The 21,431-nt window shown below is 38.2% G+C and carries 26 protein-coding genes and 1 riboswitch; of the genes, 2 read left to right on the forward strand and 24 right to left on the reverse strand.

The window, feature by feature from the left end; all coding sequences use genetic code 11:
• Nucleotide 1 precedes the first annotated feature (1 nt).
• The 10 genes from ACFRAK_RS09785 to ACFRAK_RS09830 all read right to left on the reverse strand — a co-directional run bounded on the left by ACFRAK_RS09785 (nt 2) and on the right by ACFRAK_RS09830 (nt 9,770).
• A complete protein-coding gene (locus ACFRAK_RS09785; RefSeq protein WP_260286055.1) occupies nt 2-970 on the reverse strand; it encodes a YpdA family putative bacillithiol disulfide reductase in 969 nt (322 codons plus the stop codon).
• A gap of 151 nt (nt 971-1,121) precedes the next feature.
• Nucleotides 1,122-2,399, reverse strand: a complete 1,278-nt coding sequence (locus ACFRAK_RS09790; protein ID WP_192205370.1) for a Glu/Leu/Phe/Val family dehydrogenase — start codon at nt 2,397-2,399, stop codon at nt 1,122-1,124.
• Between the two features lie 254 nt (nt 2,400-2,653).
• Nucleotides 2,654-3,229 (reverse strand): genetic competence negative regulator, encoded by a 576-nt coding sequence (locus tag ACFRAK_RS09795; protein WP_098370799.1) that lies wholly within the window; start codon nt 3,227-3,229, stop codon nt 2,654-2,656.
• Nucleotides 3,230-3,320: 91 nt separating this feature from the next.
• Nucleotides 3,321-4,214, reverse strand: coding sequence for a MerR family transcriptional regulator (locus tag ACFRAK_RS09800; RefSeq protein ID WP_387597684.1), 894 nt, complete (start codon nt 4,212-4,214; stop codon nt 3,321-3,323).
• A 98-nt stretch (nt 4,215-4,312) separates the two neighbouring features.
• Entirely contained in the window at nt 4,313-5,128 is an 816-nt protein-coding gene (locus tag ACFRAK_RS09805; RefSeq protein WP_387707419.1) for a metallophosphoesterase, read from the reverse strand.
• A gap of 95 nt (nt 5,129-5,223) precedes the next feature.
• Nucleotides 5,224-5,682, reverse strand: a complete 459-nt coding sequence (locus ACFRAK_RS09810) for a YpbF family protein (protein WP_387597690.1) — start codon at nt 5,680-5,682, stop codon at nt 5,224-5,226.
• Nucleotides 5,683-5,824: 142 nt separating this feature from the next.
• A complete protein-coding gene (locus ACFRAK_RS09815; protein ID WP_387597693.1) occupies nt 5,825-6,607 on the reverse strand; it encodes a LysM peptidoglycan-binding domain-containing protein in 783 nt (260 codons plus the stop codon).
• A complete protein-coding gene (locus ACFRAK_RS09820) occupies nt 6,585-7,211 on the reverse strand; it encodes a CPBP family intramembrane glutamic endopeptidase (RefSeq protein WP_387597696.1) in 627 nt (208 codons plus the stop codon). The genes ACFRAK_RS09815 and ACFRAK_RS09820 overlap by 23 nt, the downstream gene beginning before the upstream one ends.
• Nucleotides 7,201-8,706, reverse strand: a complete 1,506-nt coding sequence (locus ACFRAK_RS09825) for a RecQ family ATP-dependent DNA helicase (protein WP_387597699.1) — start codon at nt 8,704-8,706, stop codon at nt 7,201-7,203. The genes ACFRAK_RS09820 and ACFRAK_RS09825 overlap by 11 nt, the downstream gene beginning before the upstream one ends.
• A gap of 2 nt (nt 8,707-8,708) precedes the next feature.
• Complete coding sequence (locus tag ACFRAK_RS09830; RefSeq protein WP_387597702.1) at nt 8,709-9,770, reverse strand: YpbB family protein; 1,062 nt, start codon at nt 9,768-9,770, stop codon at nt 8,709-8,711.
• Nucleotides 9,771-10,060: 290 nt separating this feature from the next.
• Here ACFRAK_RS09830 and ACFRAK_RS09835 point away from each other — a divergent pair, with 290 nt between their 5' ends.
• The gene (locus ACFRAK_RS09835; RefSeq protein ID WP_034308087.1) at nt 10,061-10,309 is read left to right on the forward strand and encodes a ferredoxin; all 249 of its coding nucleotides are present in this window, start codon (nt 10,061-10,063) and stop codon (nt 10,307-10,309) included.
• Nucleotides 10,310-10,432: 123 nt separating this feature from the next.
• Here the strand turns inward: ACFRAK_RS09835 and ACFRAK_RS09840 are convergent, their stop codons facing one another.
• From ACFRAK_RS09840 to ACFRAK_RS09855, 4 genes are all read right to left on the reverse strand, one after another.
• Nucleotides 10,433-11,014, reverse strand: a complete 582-nt coding sequence (locus tag ACFRAK_RS09840) for an ECF transporter S component (protein WP_192205378.1) — start codon at nt 11,012-11,014, stop codon at nt 10,433-10,435.
• Between the two features lie 164 nt (nt 11,015-11,178).
• Nucleotides 11,179-11,315, reverse strand: a riboswitch (FMN riboswitch).
• Between the two features lie 217 nt (nt 11,316-11,532).
• Nucleotides 11,533-11,730, reverse strand: a complete 198-nt coding sequence (locus ACFRAK_RS09845) for a DNA-binding protein (protein ID WP_394571678.1) — start codon at nt 11,728-11,730, stop codon at nt 11,533-11,535.
• A 2-nt stretch (nt 11,731-11,732) separates the two neighbouring features.
• On the reverse strand, nt 11,733-12,185 hold the full coding sequence (locus ACFRAK_RS09850) for an ArpU family phage packaging/lysis transcriptional regulator (RefSeq protein ID WP_394571679.1): 453 nt from the start codon (nt 12,183-12,185) through the stop codon (nt 11,733-11,735).
• 116 nt (nt 12,186-12,301) lie between these two features.
• Nucleotides 12,302-12,766: a hypothetical protein gene (locus ACFRAK_RS09855; RefSeq protein ID WP_394571680.1), complete on the reverse strand. Its 465-nt coding sequence runs from the start codon at nt 12,764-12,766 to the stop codon at nt 12,302-12,304.
• Between the two features lie 325 nt (nt 12,767-13,091).
• Here ACFRAK_RS09855 and ACFRAK_RS09860 point away from each other — a divergent pair, with 325 nt between their 5' ends.
• Nucleotides 13,092-14,021 (forward strand): hypothetical protein, encoded by a 930-nt coding sequence (locus ACFRAK_RS09860; protein WP_394571681.1) that lies wholly within the window; start codon nt 13,092-13,094, stop codon nt 14,019-14,021.
• A gap of 195 nt (nt 14,022-14,216) precedes the next feature.
• Here ACFRAK_RS09860 and ACFRAK_RS09865 read toward each other — a convergent pair whose 3' ends face one another.
• The 10 genes from ACFRAK_RS09865 to ACFRAK_RS09910 all read right to left on the reverse strand — a co-directional run.
• Nucleotides 14,217-14,789 carry a hypothetical protein gene (locus tag ACFRAK_RS09865; RefSeq protein WP_394571682.1) on the reverse strand — a complete coding sequence of 191 codons (573 nt, stop codon included), beginning with the start codon at nt 14,787-14,789 and terminating at the stop codon, nt 14,217-14,219.
• 105 nt (nt 14,790-14,894) lie between these two features.
• Entirely contained in the window at nt 14,895-16,187 is a 1,293-nt protein-coding gene (locus ACFRAK_RS09870) for a replicative DNA helicase (protein WP_394571683.1), read from the reverse strand.
• Entirely contained in the window at nt 16,168-17,055 is an 888-nt protein-coding gene (locus ACFRAK_RS09875; RefSeq protein ID WP_394571684.1) for a conserved phage C-terminal domain-containing protein, read from the reverse strand. Before ACFRAK_RS09875 ends, ACFRAK_RS09870 begins: the two co-directional genes overlap by 20 nt.
• A 9-nt stretch (nt 17,056-17,064) precedes the next feature.
• Nucleotides 17,065-17,802 carry an MBL fold metallo-hydrolase gene (locus ACFRAK_RS09880; RefSeq protein ID WP_394571685.1) on the reverse strand — a complete coding sequence of 246 codons (738 nt, stop codon included), beginning with the start codon at nt 17,800-17,802 and terminating at the stop codon, nt 17,065-17,067.
• A 10-nt stretch (nt 17,803-17,812) separates the two neighbouring features.
• On the reverse strand, nt 17,813-18,712 hold the full coding sequence (locus ACFRAK_RS09885; protein ID WP_394571686.1) for a RecT family recombinase: 900 nt from the start codon (nt 18,710-18,712) through the stop codon (nt 17,813-17,815).
• 14 nt (nt 18,713-18,726) lie between these two features.
• On the reverse strand, nt 18,727-18,945 hold the full coding sequence (locus ACFRAK_RS09890) for a YqaI family protein (RefSeq protein WP_394571687.1): 219 nt from the start codon (nt 18,943-18,945) through the stop codon (nt 18,727-18,729).
• Nucleotides 18,938-19,096, reverse strand: coding sequence for a DUF6906 family protein (locus ACFRAK_RS09895; RefSeq protein ID WP_394571688.1), 159 nt, complete (start codon nt 19,094-19,096; stop codon nt 18,938-18,940). Before ACFRAK_RS09895 ends, ACFRAK_RS09890 begins: the two co-directional genes overlap by 8 nt.
• Entirely contained in the window at nt 19,093-20,607 is a 1,515-nt protein-coding gene (locus ACFRAK_RS09900; RefSeq protein ID WP_394571689.1) for an AAA family ATPase, read from the reverse strand. The genes ACFRAK_RS09895 and ACFRAK_RS09900 overlap by 4 nt, the downstream gene beginning before the upstream one ends.
• A complete protein-coding gene (locus ACFRAK_RS09905) occupies nt 20,608-20,832 on the reverse strand; it encodes a hypothetical protein (RefSeq protein ID WP_394571690.1) in 225 nt (74 codons plus the stop codon). It abuts the gene before it with no gap.
• A gap of 177 nt (nt 20,833-21,009) precedes the next feature.
• The coding region (locus ACFRAK_RS09910; RefSeq protein ID WP_394571691.1) for a hypothetical protein at nt 21,010-21,431 on the reverse strand (422 nt) is incomplete at its 5' end.

Genomic DNA, 21,431 nt, shown 5'->3' on the forward strand with positions numbered 1-21,431 from the left:
TTCACTTTTCTTTAACAGCCAAATGATAGGCAATCAATCCACCATGAAACCTGCCGTTCTCGATGAAGATTTCGTTCGCATTATTTCCGGCTGCCAGAACCCCTGCAATATAAAGACCTTTAACGTTCGTCTCCATCGTTTCCTCATTATATGCTGGCCTTCCAGTCTCCTTATCAATAGTAATGCCCATTGAAGCTAAAAAGGAATGGTCAGGATGGTAACCAGTCATTGCAAATACAAAGTCATTTTTAATGACTTTTTCCTCATCCCCCACATGATAGATGACGCTGTCTTCCGTTATCCTGTCAACATTTGCATTAAATTCCATCTTGATGGTTCCATTGCGGACTAATGATTCAAATTCAGGAAGAATCCAAGGTTTGATACTTGGAGAGTACTCCGATCCTCTATAAAGGACTGAAACCCTTGCACCTGATTTGACCAATTCCAGAGCTGCATCCACACTTGAGTTTTTGCCCCCGATGACTGCAACATCACAATTGAAGTAGGGATGGCCCTCCTTGAAGTAATGAAACACTTTAGGGAGCTGTTCACCCGGTATGCACATATAATTAGGATGATCATAGTAACCGGTCGATATGATCACATGCAAAGCTGTATACTCCCCTTTGGATGTTTTGACTAAAAACTTCCCATCTTCACGTTTCTCCACCTTTTCCACTTTTTCGAATTTATTGACCCGCAATTCCTTCCTTCTGACTACCTCCCTATAATAGGCTAGGGCCTGATTGCGGACCGGCTTACGGTTTTCGATTATAAAAGCAATATCACCAATCTCAAGTTTTTCACTCGAACTGAAAAATGTTTGATGTGTCGGATAACGGTAAATGGAATCAACCACATTGCCTTTTTCAATGACCAAGGACTGTATTCCCACTTCTTTAAGAGCGATCGCAGCAGCCAATCCGCAAGGGCCCCCACCTATGATAATGACTTCTTCAACATTCATCTTTATTCCACTGCCTTTCCATGCACTATGTAATTCGTTCGTCCAAAAAATAAAAACTCCTATCAATACATGATAGGAGTTTTTACAAATCATTTCAATGATAATGCAATGAACATGATTTAACTATAAATCAATACTTGATTTGAATCTTTTAGATCCAACCACGGAAGCGAGAAGCTTCAGCCATTTTTCTTACGCCAATCATATAAGCTGCTAGACGCATATCAACACGTCTTGATTGTGCAAGTTCATAAATGTTATTAAAAGATTTTACAAGGATTTTTTCCAGCTTTTCGTCAACTTCTTCTTCAGACCAGTAATACCCTTGATTATTTTGTACCCATTCGAAGTAAGAAACCGTTACACCGCCAGCAGAAGCAAGGACATCAGGAACGAGTAGGATTCCGCGATCCGTTAGGATTTGTGTCGCTTCAATCGTTGTAGGTCCGTTAGCTGCCTCGACAACAATCGATGCTTTGATATCAGCAGCATTTTCTTCAGTGATTTGGTTTTCAATTGCTGCTGGAACTAAAATATCACATTCCAATTCAAGCAGTTCTTTATTTGAAATTGTGGTTTTAAACAATTTCGTTACAGTTCCGAAACTATCTCTCCGATCGAGAAGATAATCGATATCCAATCCTTCAGGATCATGAAGAGCACCATATGCATCAGAAATCCCAATAACTTTAGCACCTGCGTCATGCATGAATTTAGCTAAGAAACTACCTGCGTTACCAAAACCTTGAATGACTACCCGTGCACCTTTAATATCGATGCCGCGTTTCTTGGCAGCTTCATTGATACAAATCGTCACACCCTTGGCAGTGGCTGATTCACGGCCATGAGAACCACCAAGCACTAGCGGTTTACCCGTAATGAATCCTGGCGAGTTGAATTCATCCATACGGCTGTATTCATCCATCATCCAAGCCATGATTTGGGAATTCGTAAATACATCAGGTGCCGGGATATCTTTAGTCGGCCCCACGATTTGGCTAATTGCGCGAACATAGCCCCGGCTCAGCCTTTCAAGTTCACGGAATGACATATTACGAGGATCACAAACGATGCCGCCTTTACCGCCGCCGTATGGCAAATCAACGATACCGCATTTCAAGCTCATCCAAATGGATAATGCCTTCACTTCACGTTCCGTTACATTCGGGTGAAAACGGATACCACCTTTTGTAGGCCCAACAGCATCGTTATGCTGTGCACGGTAACCCGTGAAAATTTTAACCGAGCCATCATCCATGCGGACCGGTATCTTCACCGTTAATAAACGCAATGGTTCCTTCAACAGCTCAAAAACTTCTTCCGGGTAACCCAGTTTATCCAAAGCTTTATGTATTACAGTTTGGGTAGACCTCAATACGTCATGTTTTTCTTCTTCATTTACATGGCTATTGCCTTTTGCCGATTCCATTGAAAGTACCTCCTAGAAAATCTCCATATATAAAATTATAATGTACAAATAGTCCTCTTCATGTGCTAGTATACACCTTCGTTACATTAATGCAAGAGTAAAAATGGGAATTTAAAAGTTGGAAATATTCTAAAAATGAAAACGTTATCATATAAACTGTTTTCTCACTCTTTTAGCGTATATTTTCTTCGGCGGAAAGTTGAGGCATAAAAGGCAAACCACATTGTTTTTACCATAATGTGGCTGCCTTGTCATCAGCTAAAATGTGTGAGCAAAACATGTATCGCTTCATTTTCGATTATACATGTTCCATATTCATTGATGCGGCTTAGTGTCAATGTAGATGCATGGCCATACTCAGCCGCTAAAGATATGACTGTGTCATAGGTCGTGTCTTTAACATTTTCGATAAGCAAATAATATCTTCCCTCAAAATGATAAAGAGTACTATTAAGCAATCCTTGAAAAGATAATCTACGACATAATTGGACGATATCTTCAAAGTCATTGAAAACATACAGGATATGGGGGAAGTCATCTATTTTCACTTGTAAATCCAAGAATTCCTCTTCGTCGGTCAATAATTCCTCTTCGTCCTTTGTCACAATGATTATCAACCCTTGTGCAGGCAAAGAGAAAATTTCAATTGCAATGGAACCGCTCATTTTAAAGCTGAGTTCTTCGCACGCTTCCTCGACCATATCCTGAAATAGCTTGTGGACCTTTAAGGAATTCCCTAAAATATCTTCTTTTGTTATGCCTCTATCAATTAAATCATCAAGGGTCAAAAAAATCTTGATTTTATTATTAGTTAATCGCTCCAGCTTCATAAAAAAATGCCCCCTGGTTACCATCTTCATACATCATATGAAGCCTTGGTCGCAGGGTGCATATCCATTATTTCTCTTAAGCAGGCGGCCGCTAACCTTTCAGCCATTCCTCCCATTTCGACTGCGTGTCCCCCATTAAAACTCCGCTGAAGGCCGTACGGTTTTCCTCGGAAATGAAGCTTAGCGCCGCACCGCCAAGACCCACCTTCAAATCCGGGAAATCCTTTATTAATGTTTCAACCAGCCTAAATGTTCCATCAAGATTCTCTTTCAGTGAACATGACATGAATAGGTAAGTAGGTTTTATGATGTTTAAGACGGTGAGAAGGTCATTATCAGCAATGGATTCACCTAAATAAATGGTTTCATACCCTTTCCTCTTCAAAAAAACGGTAAAGACCAACAGTCCAAATTCATGTTTTTCACCTGGAGCGCAAACAGTAAGGGCTTTCGGCAGAAAACCATTAGTCGGAATGGTATGCATAACTGAACTGATCCTGGATTTCAGGATGTTCGAAGCAAAGTGTTCATGAGCGGAAGTAATTTCTTCCCTTTCCCACTTATCCCCAATCTGAACCAATATGGAACCAAGTACATCAACTATGGTTTGTTCGATGGTATACATACTGAATGCTTGGCTTATCAGCATATGAGCTTTATTTTCATTGAAATTCAATAGAGCTTCGATTAATTCTTCCGATAACTTAATCGCTTGTTCATTCTTACGGTTCGTTTCAGGAACTCCAGGAGCTAGAGTGCCAGTACTTTCGAGAAGTGAAACGGCTTGGCTTATTGTAAAACCTTGCTTTGTTTTATTGATGAGCCACTTAAGGATTTGCAGATGTTTTTCAGTATACAGCCGGTGGCCCGATTCATTCCTGACAGGCTCGATAAATTTATAGCGCCTTTCCCAAGCCCTAAGGGTTCCCGACTGAATGTCCAGCAGTTTTGAAACTGCCTTTATATTATATTTACCTTCTTGCATGGTTTTACAAGGCCTCCAATAACTATACGATCATTTGTTGAAATTATAGTGGATTTTTCATGGTCTGTAAAATTCCGATATGCTCGATTAATATGAGCCTAATAGGTCTTTTCCTCAGCTTCGCCTATTTTAGTGTCTGTCCCCCTTTTCAGGGTGAAGAGGTGCGTTTCTGGCTTTGCCTCGAGCCTTAATGGCACTTCGCTTGTCCCATAACCATTACTCGTCATATATAAACAGTCCCCCTCTTTTTCAATGCTGCCGATCTGATAGGGCCCGAATCCGAATATACGAATTTGCCCGCCATGGGTGTGACCTGACAGGACAAGACTAATATGGTGTTCCGGGGTCAACTGTTTCTTGACCAATGGATTATGGCTCACCAAAATACGAAAGTCTTCATTCCCGCAATCCGACAGGGCAAGGTCAAGCCTATCACGTTCTTCCGATATATCATCAATGCCCAGAAGAGCGATTTTGCTGCCATTTTGAGACTCAAAAGAAACAGCTGTATTATCAAGGATTTTCACACCATGTTTCAAAAGAGTCGCATCCAGTTCATGGAAGTCTCCCTCATAATCATTATTACCCCAAACAAAATAAAGGGGACCAAGTTCTTTTAATTTCAATATATTTTTTTCTACACGTTCTAAGGGAACCCCGCTTTCCCTAATGTCACCGCCGATTATCACCAAATCTGCTTTGTCACGAGATTCCTCAATTAATTTATCCGCAACGATCCTCCGATGAATATCGGATATAAAAAAGATCCGGACATCTCCAAAGCCTTCAGGAAAGTCTTTAAAATATAAGTCTTGATAAATCACCCTATCTTGCATAGCCGTACGCCACATGTAAATGATCATGGCAAATGACAGCATAATGATGACTAAAAATAATCCAGATAACCATAACATCTAAGTTAAACCTTCTTTCCATCCTTTTCCCAAACGTACTTTCATATAACCATAAAACCATATTACCCGCAATTAAATATGATTTAACGCGATCATCATTTATTTTCATGATATAAGTTAATATCATAATTCTTCTTCATCATTTCAAAAACCTTATGGCGGCTTTTCCATTCTTCCTCTTTTTCCCACAATTGCTTACTTTTATTAATGATTTCACAGCGTAGCAGTTGAAACTCCTTTTCAGCTTTGTCCAGCTTTTTTTTAATTAATACCATATATCCATATAAACCAATTGCTGCCGCCAAAAAGAGAAAATGGCTAAAATGGTCGACGAAAACACTAAACATACTGAAAAAGGAATAGGAATAGGGTACAACGATATAAAAATATAGATAAATCATAAAAAGGGCAGCAACGATCATAGTTGCCCATAAGCTTTGAAGGTGCTTCTTTTTAAGTGCCTCGAATTTTTTCTTTCGATCCACGACATTCTGCAGCATTTGCTTTGTTGCTTGATCCGTTTTCTCATCCAATAAAATGATTGCCGATTCCATCGCATTTCCTCCTCTACTCTTTCAAATCATGATATGAAAAAGCAGAGGAAAAAATGATAAAGTACCTGCCACGTTTATCTTTAAACTGAACTAAGTCATACAATCTTAAAAACACTCTGCCTATAAAGACAGAGTGCCATCGTTATTTCTTGATAGGAATTTTCAATACCTGACCTTTGGAAATTTCATTGCCATTCAGCCCATTCCACTCCCTGATCAGAGCAATCCCTTCCTGTGATTTGTAGTAATTCATGGAAATGCGAAATAATGTTTCTTCACCTTGAACAGTATGTAAGACAACTTTGTATCCCTCTTTATCCGGTGTCGCAGCTTGAACATTTTCGGAAGCCTTTTGCTTTTCTGTTTCTGCCTTCTTTGCTTTTTCGTCAGCTATTTGCTGTGCTTTGGCTTTTTCCTCAGCTTCTCGCTGTACTTTAGCCTTTTCTTCAGCTTCTCGCTGTGCTTTGGCTTTTTCTTCAGCTTCTCGCTGTGCTTTGGCTTTTTCCTCAGCTTCTCGCTGTGCTTTGGCTTTTTCTTCAGCTTCTCGCTGTGCTTTGGCTTTTTCCTCAGCTTCTTCTTTTTCTTTCTCCGCTTTAGCCTTTGCCGATTCTTTTTCCTTTAAATCATCTGCAGTAGCTGTAGTTGGAATCGATTCCTCACTAAAGACGACTTGGTCACTTTTCACATCAGGTACAGGCCTACCCTGCATATATGTATAAAGGGTGTAAAAACCAATTGGAAGTAAAATAAAAAATAATGCTAATAATTGTATCATTGGGAACTTCTTCACTTTACTTTTTTTCTTTTTATTCTGGTGGACTTTGCTCCGCTTGGGCAATGAGGACTTTGCCTTCTGACGTTCAATTCGCGAACGGAGTTCACCAGCCTGATCGTTTTCATTTTCATTCTTTTGCACTCGGCTCATTCAAGTCACCCCCTTTCTTGCTAAACCCTCTTTGCTTTTTGTTCCTGATTAAAATACCAAGGATAAAGTCAATTAAAAAGTGAGCGGTTATCGTCACGATGAGATTATTGGTCATTTCAAATAGAAAACCGATAAAGAAGCTCAAAACCAAAACATTTAAAAATAAAAACCAATTAAATAGGTAACGATAATGAACGGCTGCAAAAATTAGGCTCGTAAGAAGCAAACCAAAATGTGTTTGCAGCACTCCGCGGAATAATACTTCTTCACTTAGCGCAACCACTAAAGTAACGGCAAAAATTATCGGGTATGACAAATTACTGAAAATGCGTTCGTTAATACCTCCATCATCCTGATAGGAAGATGGAGTCACTTTCATAAACAATATGTCCAATAACACGACAATGACTCCAGCGGGAATTCCAATTAGCAAAATGTTCAGGTCATCAAAGATAAATAAGTCAAAAAAAGCTGAACGGTCTTTAAATAAAATAATACCTAAAAAGATGGCTAACGTTAAGAGAATAATTTGCGTAAGAAACAAATTATATAGCAACTGTTTATCTGTAAGTTGTTTAATTATTTCAGCTTGCTTATTTTTCATTGCCATTTTCCTTCTTTAATAAGATATAAGCCAATTCCTTTTTCCAAGTGGAAAAGGAATTCACCGGATCCATCTTCACTTCCGGCCATACATCAGCCATTTTTTCGACATCCATCCCACAAATATCACAGCAGATGGGATTCACTTCCCGATGCATTTCTCCAAAGTAGTCCAGTATCCCTAAACGGCGACATTCCTGGGCATGTATCCAGTGAAGGAATTTATGCAGCTTTTCCTGATTCCTTGATTTTCTCTTTTGACAATACTCTTTCATCTCTTCCATTTGATTTAGGTTATTGCCCGTGCTAAGCTGCGTAAAAAACCGGAGCTGGATTTCGTTCAACGAATAGGATTGGGACAGCCGATCTTTTTCAGCGACGGTCAAATTCGCCATATTTTTGTGTGATGCATTAAGGAACGAACATACACCATCGATTTGCGAATCCGTAGGCAACTGTTGCTCCATCAAATGCAGGGGAAGCCCTTCATCCCCTTCGGTATATAATAAGACAGCCACACTTTGTTTCCGATCTCGTCCCGCCCTGCCTATCTCCTGAAGATACGCTTCCATCGTGGACGGGATATGAAAATGGACAACATATCTGACATCCGATTTATTCACACCCATTCCAAAAGCACTTGTTGCACATATAATTTTCAACTGGCCGGAAATGAATTGCTGCTGAATGAGCATCCTTTGCTCCTGTTCCATTCCACCATGATAATAATTGACACTATCGATCCCGTTATCCTGTAAAAACCCAGTGACTGATTCCGCCACTTTTTTAGAGGAAAAATAAATAATTCCGCTTCCGGTAAATTTCCTGACAAGTTCCAGCACACGGGCTAGCTTCTCCTCGTAGCTGAACATCCGCTCGACAATAATTGCAATATTTTCCCGATCAACAGATGAGACCATTTCCTTGACCTTCCCAATGTTGAGTTTACCAACGATGTCCCTCCGGACCTCATCGGTTGCAGTTGCCGTCAGGGCAAGAGTCAACGGATTGTTCAATTCACGCCTCACTTCTCCTAAATTCAAATAATCCGGACGGAAATCATACCCCCATTGTGAGATGCAATGTGCTTCATCTATGACGAATAAACCTATGTCTATGGACTTCAAGGATTTTATCACACCGTCCAGGCTTAGCATTTCAGGGGATAAAAAGATAAAACGATAACTATGTAACCGGTCAAAAGCTTTCCTTTTTTGATTTAGCGTCAAAAAAGAGTTGAGGGTCAATACACTTTTTTCGCCGCTCATCTTCAACTGATCTGCTTGATCTTGCATTAAAGATAATAACGGGGAGACAATTAGGACAGTCTTATTTAAGAGATAAGCAGGCAGCTGGTAACATAATGATTTGCCTGATCCGGTTGGGAGCATAGCTAAGGTATGACGGCCGGACATCAATGATTCAACCACTTCCTTTTGCCCAGGGCGGAATTCATTAAATCCGAATTTTTCTTTGAGGACCCGTTCTATGTTCATCATCACTCACCTATTTTCGCAAGTACAAGTCTTATTTGGAAAAAGCTTATTTGTTTATTATCGACCATCTGCTTGATTGCTTTAAGCTTTTTCGTATCAAGTTCCTTAATAGCGTCAGCAATTTCCCTCTCATCCTCGATAGTTACATAATCGGAAATCGGAAAATCCTTTTCCGATAAGACAATTTCTACGAGGTGATCTTCGATGGTGTTGACCTTCAATCTGCGGATTCCAGCTATTTCATCCAGATTTTTCCCTTCCTGGATGTATCGTAAAGTTGTATTGGTAGATTGTGTCAATTGAGGATTCCCACTGCTTTTCCAATCATTGGTTAATGATGACAAGAGTGGGTAATCCTTTCCCGATTCCATTTCCGCAAGCATTTGATGCAATGTGTCAAGAAATGTAAAGCGAACATACTCTTCTTCTACCTCTTTCCTTTTTGCAATCTGTTCAAACGTAAGTCCAATCCTGTTTATTCCGGTTAACCTCAATATGAAAATGTCTCGTTTCATATCACTTTGACTTTCTAAAAGGAATACCAGTTCATCATATAGATGTTGGGCAATCACCGTTCGATCCTGACGATTGACATGTAAAAATTCCTTTACGAAGAATTGGATTTTGGGATTTCGTTGAATCGGATAAAAACGTCTATCATTGTGGACAATATGGGATATGGTTTGAATGAGTAAGTTTAACCTTCCCCAGAAAACCGGGGTTATATTGTTATACTTCCAACCATTTATATACGCCGGAAAAGGATATTTTTTAAAGTAATCGCCTAACATTCCCTCACCTTGCATACTAATTTCATACGCATCTGATCTATCCGTTAAATTAATCATCTCATGCTTAAGTAAATGATCAATGTTTTGATTTAATTGCTGACGGGTAAATCGGGGTATTGTCCCAAAAATATCCGTTAAGCCGAATAAATGGGCATCCTGGATTGTTTGTGACGATTTCTTACCCTGCAGCATATGGTATATAGCATAAATGGAACGTTCGCCTTGAAATTTTTTTATCGCATATAGAATGATGGCCTGTAGATAATTATTCATGGGACTCACATCCTTGTTTCATTTAACCAATAACCCCATTGTAACAAAAAACTGCATAAATCGCCGTTATTAATGATGAATACAAGGAAAAATATGTGACTAAATGACGAACCACGGAAAGAACCAAATTAATTATTACGATGTTTTTCGTTGACATTCAGCTACATGATAGTTATTATCAATACAATTTCTATTGAAAAGTTTGGCATTCGGTCTTACAATAAGAAAGAGATAATAATCTGAAATAAAAAGATTATCAGTTGTTAAACAACTTAGGAGGGGTTATATTCATGGCTAAATTTACTATTGTGGATAAAGAAACATGCATAGCTTGTGGAGCTTGCGGAGCAGCCGCACCAGATATATATGATTATGATGACGAAGGGATTGCATTTGTTACCCTTGACGATAACGAGGGAATCGTTGAAATTCCAGATGTACTTATAGACGACATGATGGATGCATTTGAAGGATGCCCAACGGATTCCATTAAAGTTGCTGACGAGGCATTTGACGGAGACGCACTAAAATTCGAATAACGGTACAAGCCATTTTCAATCGAGAATGGCTTTTCTTTTGTCTCATACCTAAATAACAAACATAAAAAAAAAACAACCGAATATGGATATCCGGTTGTTTTTTCATTTCTATCGTCAATGCCGTTAAGCATTTTTATATAATGTTTGTTTATTGATCCATGTCTGTAATTTAATGAACAGCAACATGAATACAGATGTGATGAGCACGCCTTTAATCACGTTGAAAGGCAAGATTGCCGTCGTAACGAACTTTCTTGACTCTGGCGCCGACATTGCATCCCATCCCATAAAGAAGGTATATGCCGGTAAAAAGACAAAATAGTTTAAAACACTCATGAATACTGCCATGGAAACTGTCCCCGCAAGTAAAGCGAACGTCATCCCTTTTTTTGAATTGATTTTCTTAAATACATAATAAGTTGGCAAGACAAACAGTATTCCGGCTATGAAGTTAGCGATATGCCCCACAGGTACAGCAGTCATGGTCCCAGTCATGACTAAATCCAAAAGGTTTTTAATGAATTCGACTAGAATTCCAGCCATCGGACCGAAAATCAATGCCGCCATCAGTGCCGGTATGTCGCTAAAATCGACATTGAGAAAAGGCGGGAATCCTGGAAACGGGAAATTTAAAAGCATCAATAAATAAGAAATGCTTCCCATCATCGCAAGTGTGACCGTTTTTTTCACTTTGTTCTTATTCATAGTTCTCTCTCCTTCTTTTCCGATCTACCTGAAAAAGAGGTTTGGGTTCCAAAATATGCTGATGCTCAATAAAAAACCTTTAATTCCAATAGAATTAAAGGGATAAATTAAAGGCTACATCAAACAAACGTTCAGCAAATAACTGTTGAAACGCACTCAGGAACCTCCATCTTCTCCCATCCAGACTATACTGTCGGCTTTGGAATCACACCAAATCCTGCCTTGTAAGGCTCGCGGGCTTAGAAGAAGAAATTCCTTCATCACCGCCGGTGGGGAATTGCGCCCCGCCCCGAAGATAGACCTATAAAATTTTTTGTTTCCTTTCGTTTCCGAAAGGTGCTTCAAGTGGCTCTATATAAGCATCTTATTGGAATTGGTGATTTATTAAGTTTCCTCTAATCACATTAGAAACTCGATTTCCCTACCAAGTTTCCTACCAAAAACCTACCGTTTTAAAACCACCTAATTTACTTGAGTTTACCACGGAAATCAAAAAAAGCAAGAAATAAATTTCCTGCTTAATCCTTTTTTTCATTTCCTTCAAACCAATTAAAAAAGACATGCTTTGGTATTTTATAATTCCTACCAACCTTTAGTACTCTAAACGGAGCATCGGCTAATAACTCATAGGTTTGTCTTCTTCCAAGCTTAAGGATTTCTTGTATCTCTTTAGGTTCAAGCACCTCGGGATAGTCGTTTCTGTTTATCAGCCCCATTTTTAATCCTCCTTATTTTTAACGACAGCTAAGTTTAAATTTAAGGCTAATTTATAAAAAGCCTTCCACCGGATTTTAGAATATGTTTTTTCAGAAATAGGTGGTTGGAGTTTAAAACAGTACACATTGTAATCAGTCAGATAGTCCGATTCCTGCTGCATGTATCTTTCTTGTATCAGTGACCTCTCCTTTTTAGGTAAACGGCTGACAGCACGTTCTATTCGCTCGCAGAAATTTTTTCTGTATATCCTTTGATCAGCATTATAGATCGCTATACTTCCTGTCTGGTCGCCAATTTGATTAGTGGGACCATGATATCTAATTTCTGAGTTTGTTGTTAGTGAAGGTTCTCTTTCTTCATATAATAGGTATTTATATAATCTATATTTCTCAAGTGTTTCTTCCACTGCCTTTTGGGTTTCTCTTCTGTCTAATTCGGGTAATTCAAAGCTCATTGTTTTCCCCCATTTTTCAAAGAGGTTCCCTAGGCCGAAGCCCAGGGCCAAGCAGATTATTCTAGAGAATCATCATCACTTAGATCTACTTCGGCAATCAGATCATCGTCTTCTTCTTAAAGCTTAGATTTTAGAACCTCACTCTTGTCCTCAGGTACCACATCTTCTATACTCATCTGGTTTGGAGAAATAACTGCGGTACCGTCTGTATTAATCTTGTATTCAATACCTTCATGTTCGTCTTCCTCATTGAAATCATCGAAGGACTTTTGTGACGGCTCCATATACAATGTAACGCTTCTTCCAGCGTGTGGGTAAAGCTTGATTACTTTATCATCAGAATCACCTTTAATATTAAATTTGAGTGCAGTTTTCTTTGAATCCTTCTGTACAGAAACAAACTCTGCATTGAAAGTTCCAGCTTCACTCTCATTCACATTTAAGATAACAATAGATCCGGCTAAACCGACAAGCTCCTGAGTGTTTGGCAGATCGTTTCCCTGTACATGAAAATGAAGTATTTCTTTTTTGTCATCCTTTTGCATTTTCTTGAATAAGACATTCAAAATAGTTTTAGTCATAATGATTAGCTCCTTTTTTAAGTGTTTTTAAGATGCAAACCAGACTAGTTACTCTCGAAAAGAAAAACAATTGTAGCTTTACTGTCTAGATATAACGTCGCTAGCTTAAGAAAGTCTTTCAGTACTTGTATCTGCAATAAATCCTGGAGGTTACTTCAAAGAACTTGTTTTTCCTTAAAAGTTCTTTGACTGTAATGGTCTACGACCACCAATTCTTTGCCCCCCTTTCTTAACAAGTTATTTAATTCTAGTAATTGAAAAAAATGTACAAATACATGGTTAATTCTAGTAATATAGATTTAGAAAAAGAAAGCAGGTGCAATGGTTGGCTGAAAATTTTAAAGGAAATATTGAAAAACAAAAAGAAGTAGATAAGAATATGGTTAGTAATCAAACACCTAACTTAAAATGCGGAATTATAATGCCTATCGCCGCAATGGATAGCTACACTGAAAAACATTGGCAAGATGTTAAAAAGATAATTATTGAAGCTTCACAACAAGTGGACGGATTATTATTTGAAACAAGTATGGTGAGTGATTCAAAAGAAACTAATGTTATACATAGGAATATTATTCAAAACGTCTATAACTCTGATATAGTCATCTGTGATATTAGCGGCAGAAATCCAAATGTTCTTTTTGAATTAGGTATGCGTTTAACTTTTGATAAACCGACAATAGTTATCAAGGATATCCCAACCCCTTTCATGTTTGACACTGGCAACATACAAACACTTGAATATCCTAAAGATTTAAGATATGACCAAATCGTAGAGTTTAAAGAAGAATTGGCCATAAAGATCAAACAAACGTATGAGGCATCTATTAATATCGATGGCTATTCGCCATTTTTGGGTAATTTCGGAAGGTTTCTAGTTCCTAAATTAAATCAAGAAGAGGTTAGCGATCCTCAAAAAATAATTCTTGATAGACTCGATAGTTTACAATCAGAACTAAAATCCATAACTACAACCCAAAAGAAAAGTAAAAACATTGAAAATGGCACAAACTTCGCAGACATACTTGACCAAGAATTAAGGCACAGCTCTTCAACTTATAATTTGCATAGAATCATACGTGATTACTTGAGGCAGACTGATGATAAAAGTAGAACAGCTGAAGAAATTATTTTGGACCCATTTTTCAATAGTTATATGAGAAATAGGCTTGGTGCGGAACTCGATGAAATCTCACCCGGCTTTTTAGCTGATGTTATTAACACTACTCGTTACAGCTTATTAACCAAAAAGTAATAGTAGTATTTGAAGCGGGCTATCTTGTCCAAGTAGTCCGTTTTAATTTTTCCTACAACTAATAGCTGAAATTACGACTAACCACTTCAACTGCTTTACCACATTTTTAAAGAATGTTTTACCACGCGCTTTACTTGTCATTTAATTTTTTTACGCTGTTTAACTTTTCCTTCATACCTCAGTAACCTTCTTTTTCTATGGTTTGGCAACAGGATTTAAGATGACATCAATAACCTCAGCTTGATAGCTTGGAAAATAGCCTGCATTCATTAAACACTCAATGCCACTTTCGACTGTCCATAAACTCTTAGCTATTTCAGCAAGAATGTACGCATCCACGACGTTGTCACTTTTATGAACAAAACCAAAATGTTCTTTAACAGCCTTCTTAATAGCTAATTTTTTATCTTTACCTTTTAGCCTTTTTTTGTGCCCTACCTCTCCGACCCAACCAGTAACATTAACAAACTTTTTAACACCATTAGGAGCAGCTTCATAATATTTATAACCTTGTTTGAATAGTGCGTTACGGATTCCCCAATGCAATCCACCTGCGAACATGGCTTTCTGAGTATCAAAGGGAAACCCTTCAATGCAAATAATGTCACCCTTGCGAATATGCGCGATAATTTCATCGATCAGTGTAGACATCCTTTTCGGGTCCTTATCTCCTAAACCAGTAAGTTCTTTTTCTCTGAGAACAACACCAGCTTCAGCTAAGGCGACAAAACCTGTTTTGCTTGCTGGGTCTATCCCTACAAAACGCATGTTTTTTTCCCCTCTCCTGCAACAAACTTTCAGCTGCACTATGATTTCTTTAATCTTATTTTCACCCCTGGCTATTTGATAATTTGAATGTTAGCTAGATTATTTTCATGACTGTTTTACCTCCCTTGGAACCTCAGTAAATTTCTGCTTCCAATTCAGGAAAAGTAATTTAAATTCATTCACTCCAACATCTCGACCCTTTGCGAAGGTTTGATTGATGATTTTTCCCTGAGATGTGGTTTCACCCTCACTCCATAAAAATTCAACTACATCTGCATCTTGTTCAATGGAACCGGATTCTTTCAAATCTGAAAGCAATGGCCTCCCCCTTTTATCCGACTCCCTTGTCATTTGGGAAAGCATCATAAAACAGCAATTCATGTCCATGGCAATTTGTTTCGCTTGACCCGTTACACGACCTATTGCAAGGGCCCTGGTATCGCCTTTTGTCTGAGGGATGTTCATGATTTGAAGGTAATCCACTACGATCATCGCAATTTTTCCGTGCTTCCTCTTAAACTGCTTTGCGGTAGCCTTAATTTCATCGATGGTCACTCCTGAACTATCCTCCATAAAGATTGGTAAATACTCAAAATTGTCATAAGCCATATCAACAAGCTTTTGTTCATTTTGATTTAGGTCTTTCATTTTTATCCTCCGGAATGGGATACCTGTTTCTGCAGATACCATCCGATCCTTTAAAGAATTCCTTTTCATTTCTTGACTCCAAACAAGGACGACGCCTTCTTTTTGCTTAGCAACCCCGTTTATTCTTTGAAGGGCCAATGCAGTCTTACCAACTGAAGGGCGCCCGGCACTAATAAAAAGCCAACCTCTCCATAAACCTTGTGCCCACTTGTCATATTCTGAAAATCCAGTCTTTATGAACTCTGCCGGCGTTTTTAGATGTGTGTAATATTCATCCCTTGTTTCTGAGAAGCTTAACATTTTCGCATTATCTACTGGCCTTAATTCAGCCACCAGCTGTTCCACATATGAAAAGAATTCTTCATCCGTTTCATAATCATCTCGGGACATTCCTTCGATAATTTGAGCTGTATTCTTAATCCTACGTTCCATTGCTTTTGAGCGAATAATCTCAGCGTAGAACTTCACATTTTCTGTGGTTGGACATGATGCAGCTAATTCAGATAGGTATTGAACACCACCAATTTTTTCGATATTTCCAAACCTAACGTAAGCCTCCGTTACAGTAATAATATCCACAGGTTTTCTACGCTTTTCTAAGATCCTCATTACTTTATAAATTTCTTTATGCTTAGGGCTCAGGAAATCCCGCTCTTCCAAAAAGACAATATCATCAAGGACATTTGAATCCAGAAATACTGCACCTAAGACAGACTGTTCAGCAGATATATTAGTTCCAGGTAAATTCATCTGGATCATTCCCATCTGCTATCCAGCGCTGGAACTCTATATCCTTATCACGTGGATCTATTGACTTCTTCTTTTCACTTTTAGGCTTTTCGTTTACGTAGTTTTCAAAGTTCTTTTGAGCAAATAAAGTAGATGGTCGTAGATACTCATTCATTTTAGAATCATCTAACCATTGGCTACATTTAACTTCTATAACATGAATAAAGTCATCTAATGTCCTTCCTTCACTCATTCGACCATTTATTAGCTTTTTATTTGCTACTGACTTCGAACTGAATCTCTTTCCAGTCTTGTCATTTAAAAAAGAGATAATCTCTTCGTAGATGCCTATATCTCTATTTCTTTTACTTTCTTTTACTTTACTTTCCTTTGTGGCATTATTGTCCACATTAACTCCACTACAAACTGAGTTATTGTCTACATTATCCCCGCCATTAACGGAGTTATTGTTAACATTAACCACTTCAGAACTATGATTAATGTCTACATTAACTAAGTTGTATTCTGGTTTTATTGAGTGTCCTTTACGACGAGTAGAAGCAAGCAAAAACCGTTTTTGAAACCCCTTTGAAGTAAGAATCCCATACTCTTCAAACATTTTTTGATTAAAGAATCCCCACTTTAAACACTCTTCAACCAATTCATTTAGGAATTCGACAGGCTCGGCGACTTTCATAGAAAAAACATAATGCTCTTTTTCCGTCCAACGATAGAAGTACCCGCTTTTATAGACCTCCATCATGAATCGAATGATAACCCCGAATCCTCTCATTCCATATTTGGCTACAACAACTATTATTTTTTCATCTTGATCAATATCTGTATCTAAAGGAAAATAATCAAGACCTTCTTTTGTCGGCCTCGCCATGTCATCACCTCAAAAAACTTGAATTTCGTAATCCTCATCAACTTTGAATCCATTTTTGGACAACACACTTATTGTCGTTAATTTAGCCAACTCTGGAAGGTTGTTGTTACTTGATAAGTGAGTAAGATATATCTTTTCCCCGATTCCTTTTACAAGTTTTGAAAGGGCTTCTGCGGTTTGTTTATTACTTAAATGTCCAGTATCGGAAAGGATACGTGCCTTCACGCTGTTTGGATAATTGGAATGTTCCAACATAGCAGTTTCATGATTCGACTCAAATATAAAAAATTCACTATATTGCATAGCCTCTATCATTTCTGAATCTACCTTTCCAGTGTCCAAGCAAACAGAAACCTTGTCACCGACCCTATCAACAATTGAGTATCCTAGAGGTTGAAAAGCATCATGATAAACGTTAAAAGACGTTACATCAAAATCACTTATCAATTGATTGCTGATCATTATCCTTTTAAGCTCTGAATCAACTCCCTTAATGCTTTTCCATTCTCCCTCTGAAGCAAAAACAGGAATGTGATATTTATTGGCTAACGGAAGACCTTTTACGTGGTCCGAATGAGCATGAGTTATTAGAATGGCATCTATGGAGTCGGGACGAATCCCGACCTCCAGCAGCCTTTTTTCAATCTTTGTTTTAGCAATTCCAACGTCAACTAAGATGGTATTGCCAGAGGATTGGACAGCAATCACATTGCCGCCCGAACCACTAGCTAAGATGTCTACTCTCATAGTTCAACCCTCATTCCAATTCGTCATCATCTGAAAGCTGGGCTCCCTGCATGTCAATATGCATCTCCATTAATTCAAGCAACCCTAGCAGCTGGGACAAAGTTGGGTCACCTTTAATATCCGGTGCGTTCGTTTTGATGTAATCGGATTTAGCTTGCTTACCAGTGATTCCAAGACGTCTGAACTTGGCATTAAGTTCTGTTTTAGCTTCATCGATGGCATCTGTTTCATCATTCTTTGGCTTATCAATCACCTCTGGGGAAGGTGTGATGTCTTTGCGCTCGTTTTGTTTGTATTCTGAAATAACATCAGAATCCCTATTTTCTACAGACCCATCATCAAAGTTCAGACCAAAGGCAGCTTTCAATGCCCTTCGAACCATATGCTTTTTGAACATGTCATTAAAGTTGTTTGTCCACATGGTCTTTTGCATTCCGATATTAGACTTTTTATAATGTTCAACCTCTTCAACTTCCATAATTACCGAAAAAGGTTTTAACCCTTCTTTATAGGCAAATGTATAACCGCCAATTACTTTTCCTCTTGGAAACCCGAAAGAGTGCTCATCGATCACAATGAAATATCTTCCGTCCTCATCCATTTCTTGATGCATTTTAAATTCATCATTCTCATGTACCAGTTGAACATCATAACCTAAATATCCAGGTGTTTCTTTGGCCTTCCTAACATAGAAATCAATACCGAATTGTACAGTTAATTGACCGCCTCTTACAGCAGGATAGATTTCGTTTAGCACAGGGTTTGCATCAGCACTTTTTGAGATAGACATAAACAATTTGAATTGAGACTCATTGCAGTCTTTGCCAATTGTTTCACGAATAGTTACAACGTCTTGTTCTGTTAATTCACCGAATACTAAACTTTGATAGAATGCTAATTGATTTTTCACAATATTATTCCCTCCTATTTACCTGCTAATTGAAATAAAAACCTCTTTTCTTCTATTAAATAGTCTTCCATATTTTCTTCTAGTATCATTTCACCGTTACTAGGATCAACGACAACTGGATCACCGACAAGGACTTCATTTCCAAAATAATCAGTTCCAAAGTGTTCCGGCTGTGCAACATGATTTGCATAGCCGGCTTTTTGGTGTTCAATGATTTTTGGTTGTTTAGCCATTGGGCAACTCCTTTATTTGACCTGTAAGCCGATGGACAATGTGCAGTTCTCCGGGAAGGTTTTTAACGACTAACCAATGATTTGTGTCTTTGACCCCAGTCCATTCCATTGCTTTACGTTGATTTAACGTGGGTTTTCTTCCTGATTTCATTCAGCTTCCACCCCTTCAATCTTTAATACCTGACCAGCAACAACCCTAGAAACAATCAACTGACCACTCGGCTGTTTAAAGCTAGTAATCGATTCGGCATTATCTACAAAAACAGGAGTTATAAGTTCGCTCTGCTGTGATAAAACATCCCGAAGTTCCAAGCCTGCCCTAATACCTTCTGACAATGACAGTTTCCTGTAAGGCTTCTTATCCATCTCAATTTCAAAGGTGTTTTTCATCTCACCATTCTTCTGTTCTTCAAAAAGACGGACAGACAATGTTTTAAAAAGAGCCTGTACCTTTTCGGCTTGAAGCTCTGCTTCTTTGGCTTTAAATGCCTTAACGCAGTCCAGGATAAAGATGGACTCATTTAGGGATTTTAGCGTTTCATTTTCGGTAGCTTGTGCTAGATTAACCTGAGAGAGAAGCTGCTCATACTGACCATGATTTCTGATTTCTTGTAGCAAAGGCTCGCGTTCTTGCTCAAGTTCTCTTACCTTTTCGAGCTGTTCAGAGACGTCAATGTATTCTAGCTCGGCAAGTTCCTCTTCCAGTTCTTTACGCAACTTGACGTGTACATTGTAGTTTTCTTTGAACTTTTTAATTCTTTCCTGCTTTTCTAATTCAGCAGATTGTAAAGATTCTTCTATTAATGGTTGCTTACATACTCGGCAAGAGCCTTGTATCTCTTCATCCTTAAGTCTTTGAAAATCATCTTTCATCTGGTCACGTTCAGCTAACATTGAACTGATCCGAGTATTGAGAGTATTTATTCTCCGATTAATGTCTCCTGCGGAATCTGTAACCTTCTCAATCTCTTTAATCTGTTTAAGTAGCTGACTTTCTTCCACCTTCAACGAATCAAGAGCAACTGTCGGAGATATATAGTCCAACTGTTCTTTTAATGTCTTTGTCTTGCTTTGTGCAGCAATATATTTTTTATCCAAGTTGGTTTTATTCTCAGCATGGATTTTCTTTATATCTTCTAAACTATGTTTTTTTAATAGTGCAGATAGGCTTTTTCTTTGCTCGTCCGGCATATGCTTTAATATTTCTTTATTTACTGGTGATGTGACATACTGCAGAAGCATAGACCTCTGTTTTTCCCAATGCATTGATGGAAAATAATTAGGGTTGTAAAGAGAAAGGAACAAGTCTTTGTCAAAAAGTCTTGCTACAACTTCATTAAATTCTCCAGCTTTTGATGGAACATCATTTACATAGTAGCTGGTCTTATTTTTCTTCAGGCTACGACCAAGCATTAATTCTTTCCCATCAACTTCTAACAGAAGTGAAACCTTTGTTTCTTCTGCTTCGTAAGTAATTGGAGTAGGATCCAATTTGCTTCCTAAGGCATCCATGCCGTACAATAACCATGGGATAGCTTCTGTTATAGAAGTTTTTCCTATTGCATTGTCCCCCGTGATATCTGTTCTCTCGCCAAAGTTAACAGTGATATCGCGGAGGGATTTAAAGTTTACAAGTGTCAGTGTTTTAAAAATCACCCGCATTTACAGCACCTCACTTACTAGATGTTCGTATTCAATAACGACAACAGGTAAAAAAAATTCTGTGATTAGTTCGTCATGACGATTAAACAATTTGAATACTCCATCATGCTCGATAATGTCGGCCACAACTTCTCCACCGAACTCCTTACCAACCTCAATTTTATAAATAAAAGGAGTAGTCGCTTCAGCAATTAATTCAAAAGATTTGATTACTTTTTCACCCATATTATTCTGCTCCTTTTATTGTTGAAATTTTTGATTCCGGATATAAGCTCGATAAATTTCCATGTACCGCTCTACCTTTGACATAGATAGCCATTCATTAGGGATGATCCTCAACTTACTCACCACCTCTCCTGCACAGTTTGAGAACTTAAACCTAAAACATTTGCCCTTAGTTTATTAGTTATGCGTCCTCGCATAATTTTCATCTAAAAAAAAGAATCGTTCGAATGGTTCCCCAAAAGCTTTAAGAACACCCGCAATAAAAGTTGGACCTGGAGAGTTATAATTTGGATGATCAGGTGATAAGCAAGCCCTGTATAATTGAGTTACACTCACACCGATATGTTCCGCTATTTGAGCGCGCGTTTCCAATTCAGAATCAAATGCAGCTTTTCTTAGTTCTTTCTTATTCAATCTGATTGAAATTTTAGTTGGTCTTTCTTCCATTTTTTTCACCTCCTTGAACAAATCATAAACCAAATACTTATGCGAACGCAATATTAATATCGTTTTTTTTTCCAAAAACAATTGAAAAACGCCAAAAATACATCGAGCACGCATAACAAAATCATTGCGTTCTCGCATAATTTTCGGTATAT

It is taken from the genome of Peribacillus sp. NPDC056705 (genome assembly GCF_043656335.1).

What these genes read in the sequence shown, in the direction of transcription:
- ACFRAK_RS09785 (WP_260286055.1), bottom strand. Translation starts at nt 970, where the DNA reads ATGAATGTTGAAGAAGTCATTATCATAGGTGGGGGCCCTTGCGGATTG.
- ACFRAK_RS09790 (WP_192205370.1), bottom strand. Translation starts at nt 2,399, where the DNA reads ATGGAATCGGCAAAAGGCAATAGCCATGTAAATGAAGAAGAAAAACAT.
- ACFRAK_RS09795 (WP_098370799.1), bottom strand. Translation starts at nt 3,229, where the DNA reads ATGAAGCTGGAGCGATTAACTAATAATAAAATCAAGATTTTTTTGACC.
- ACFRAK_RS09800 (WP_387597684.1), bottom strand. Translation starts at nt 4,214, where the DNA reads ATGCAAGAAGGTAAATATAATATAAAGGCAGTTTCAAAACTGCTGGAC.
- ACFRAK_RS09805 (WP_387707419.1), bottom strand. Translation starts at nt 5,128, where the DNA reads ATGTTATGGTTATCTGGATTATTTTTAGTCATCATTATGCTGTCATTT.
- ACFRAK_RS09810 (WP_387597690.1), bottom strand. Translation starts at nt 5,682, where the DNA reads ATGGAATCGGCAATCATTTTATTGGATGAGAAAACGGATCAAGCAACA.
- ACFRAK_RS09815 (WP_387597693.1), bottom strand. Translation starts at nt 6,607, where the DNA reads ATGAGCCGAGTGCAAAAGAATGAAAATGAAAACGATCAGGCTGGTGAA.
- ACFRAK_RS09820 (WP_387597696.1), bottom strand. Translation starts at nt 7,211, where the DNA reads ATGAAAAATAAGCAAGCTGAAATAATTAAACAACTTACAGATAAACAG.
- ACFRAK_RS09825 (WP_387597699.1), bottom strand. Translation starts at nt 8,706, where the DNA reads ATGAACATAGAACGGGTCCTCAAAGAAAAATTCGGATTTAATGAATTC.
- ACFRAK_RS09830 (WP_387597702.1), bottom strand. Translation starts at nt 9,770, where the DNA reads ATGAATAATTATCTACAGGCCATCATTCTATATGCGATAAAAAAATTT.
- ACFRAK_RS09835 (WP_034308087.1), top strand. Translation starts at nt 10,061, where the DNA reads ATGGCTAAATTTACTATTGTGGATAAAGAAACATGCATAGCTTGTGGA.
- ACFRAK_RS09840 (WP_192205378.1), bottom strand. Translation starts at nt 11,014, where the DNA reads ATGAATAAGAACAAAGTGAAAAAAACGGTCACACTTGCGATGATGGGA.
- ACFRAK_RS09845 (WP_394571678.1), bottom strand. Translation starts at nt 11,730, where the DNA reads ATGGGGCTGATAAACAGAAACGACTATCCCGAGGTGCTTGAACCTAAA.
- ACFRAK_RS09850 (WP_394571679.1), bottom strand. Translation starts at nt 12,185, where the DNA reads ATGAGCTTTGAATTACCCGAATTAGACAGAAGAGAAACCCAAAAGGCA.
- ACFRAK_RS09855 (WP_394571680.1), bottom strand. Translation starts at nt 12,766, where the DNA reads ATGACTAAAACTATTTTGAATGTCTTATTCAAGAAAATGCAAAAGGAT.
- ACFRAK_RS09865 (WP_394571682.1), bottom strand. Translation starts at nt 14,789, where the DNA reads ATGCGTTTTGTAGGGATAGACCCAGCAAGCAAAACAGGTTTTGTCGCC.
- ACFRAK_RS09870 (WP_394571683.1), bottom strand. Translation starts at nt 16,187, where the DNA reads ATGAATTTACCTGGAACTAATATATCTGCTGAACAGTCTGTCTTAGGT.
- ACFRAK_RS09875 (WP_394571684.1), bottom strand. Translation starts at nt 17,055, where the DNA reads ATGGCGAGGCCGACAAAAGAAGGTCTTGATTATTTTCCTTTAGATACA.
- ACFRAK_RS09880 (WP_394571685.1), bottom strand. Translation starts at nt 17,802, where the DNA reads ATGAGAGTAGACATCTTAGCTAGTGGTTCGGGCGGCAATGTGATTGCT.
- ACFRAK_RS09890 (WP_394571687.1), bottom strand. Translation starts at nt 18,945, where the DNA reads ATGGCTAAACAACCAAAAATCATTGAACACCAAAAAGCCGGCTATGCA.
- ACFRAK_RS09895 (WP_394571688.1), bottom strand. Translation starts at nt 19,096, where the DNA reads ATGAAATCAGGAAGAAAACCCACGTTAAATCAACGTAAAGCAATGGAA.
- ACFRAK_RS09900 (WP_394571689.1), bottom strand. Translation starts at nt 20,607, where the DNA reads ATGCGGGTGATTTTTAAAACACTGACACTTGTAAACTTTAAATCCCTC.
- ACFRAK_RS09905 (WP_394571690.1), bottom strand. Translation starts at nt 20,832, where the DNA reads ATGGGTGAAAAAGTAATCAAATCTTTTGAATTAATTGCTGAAGCGACT.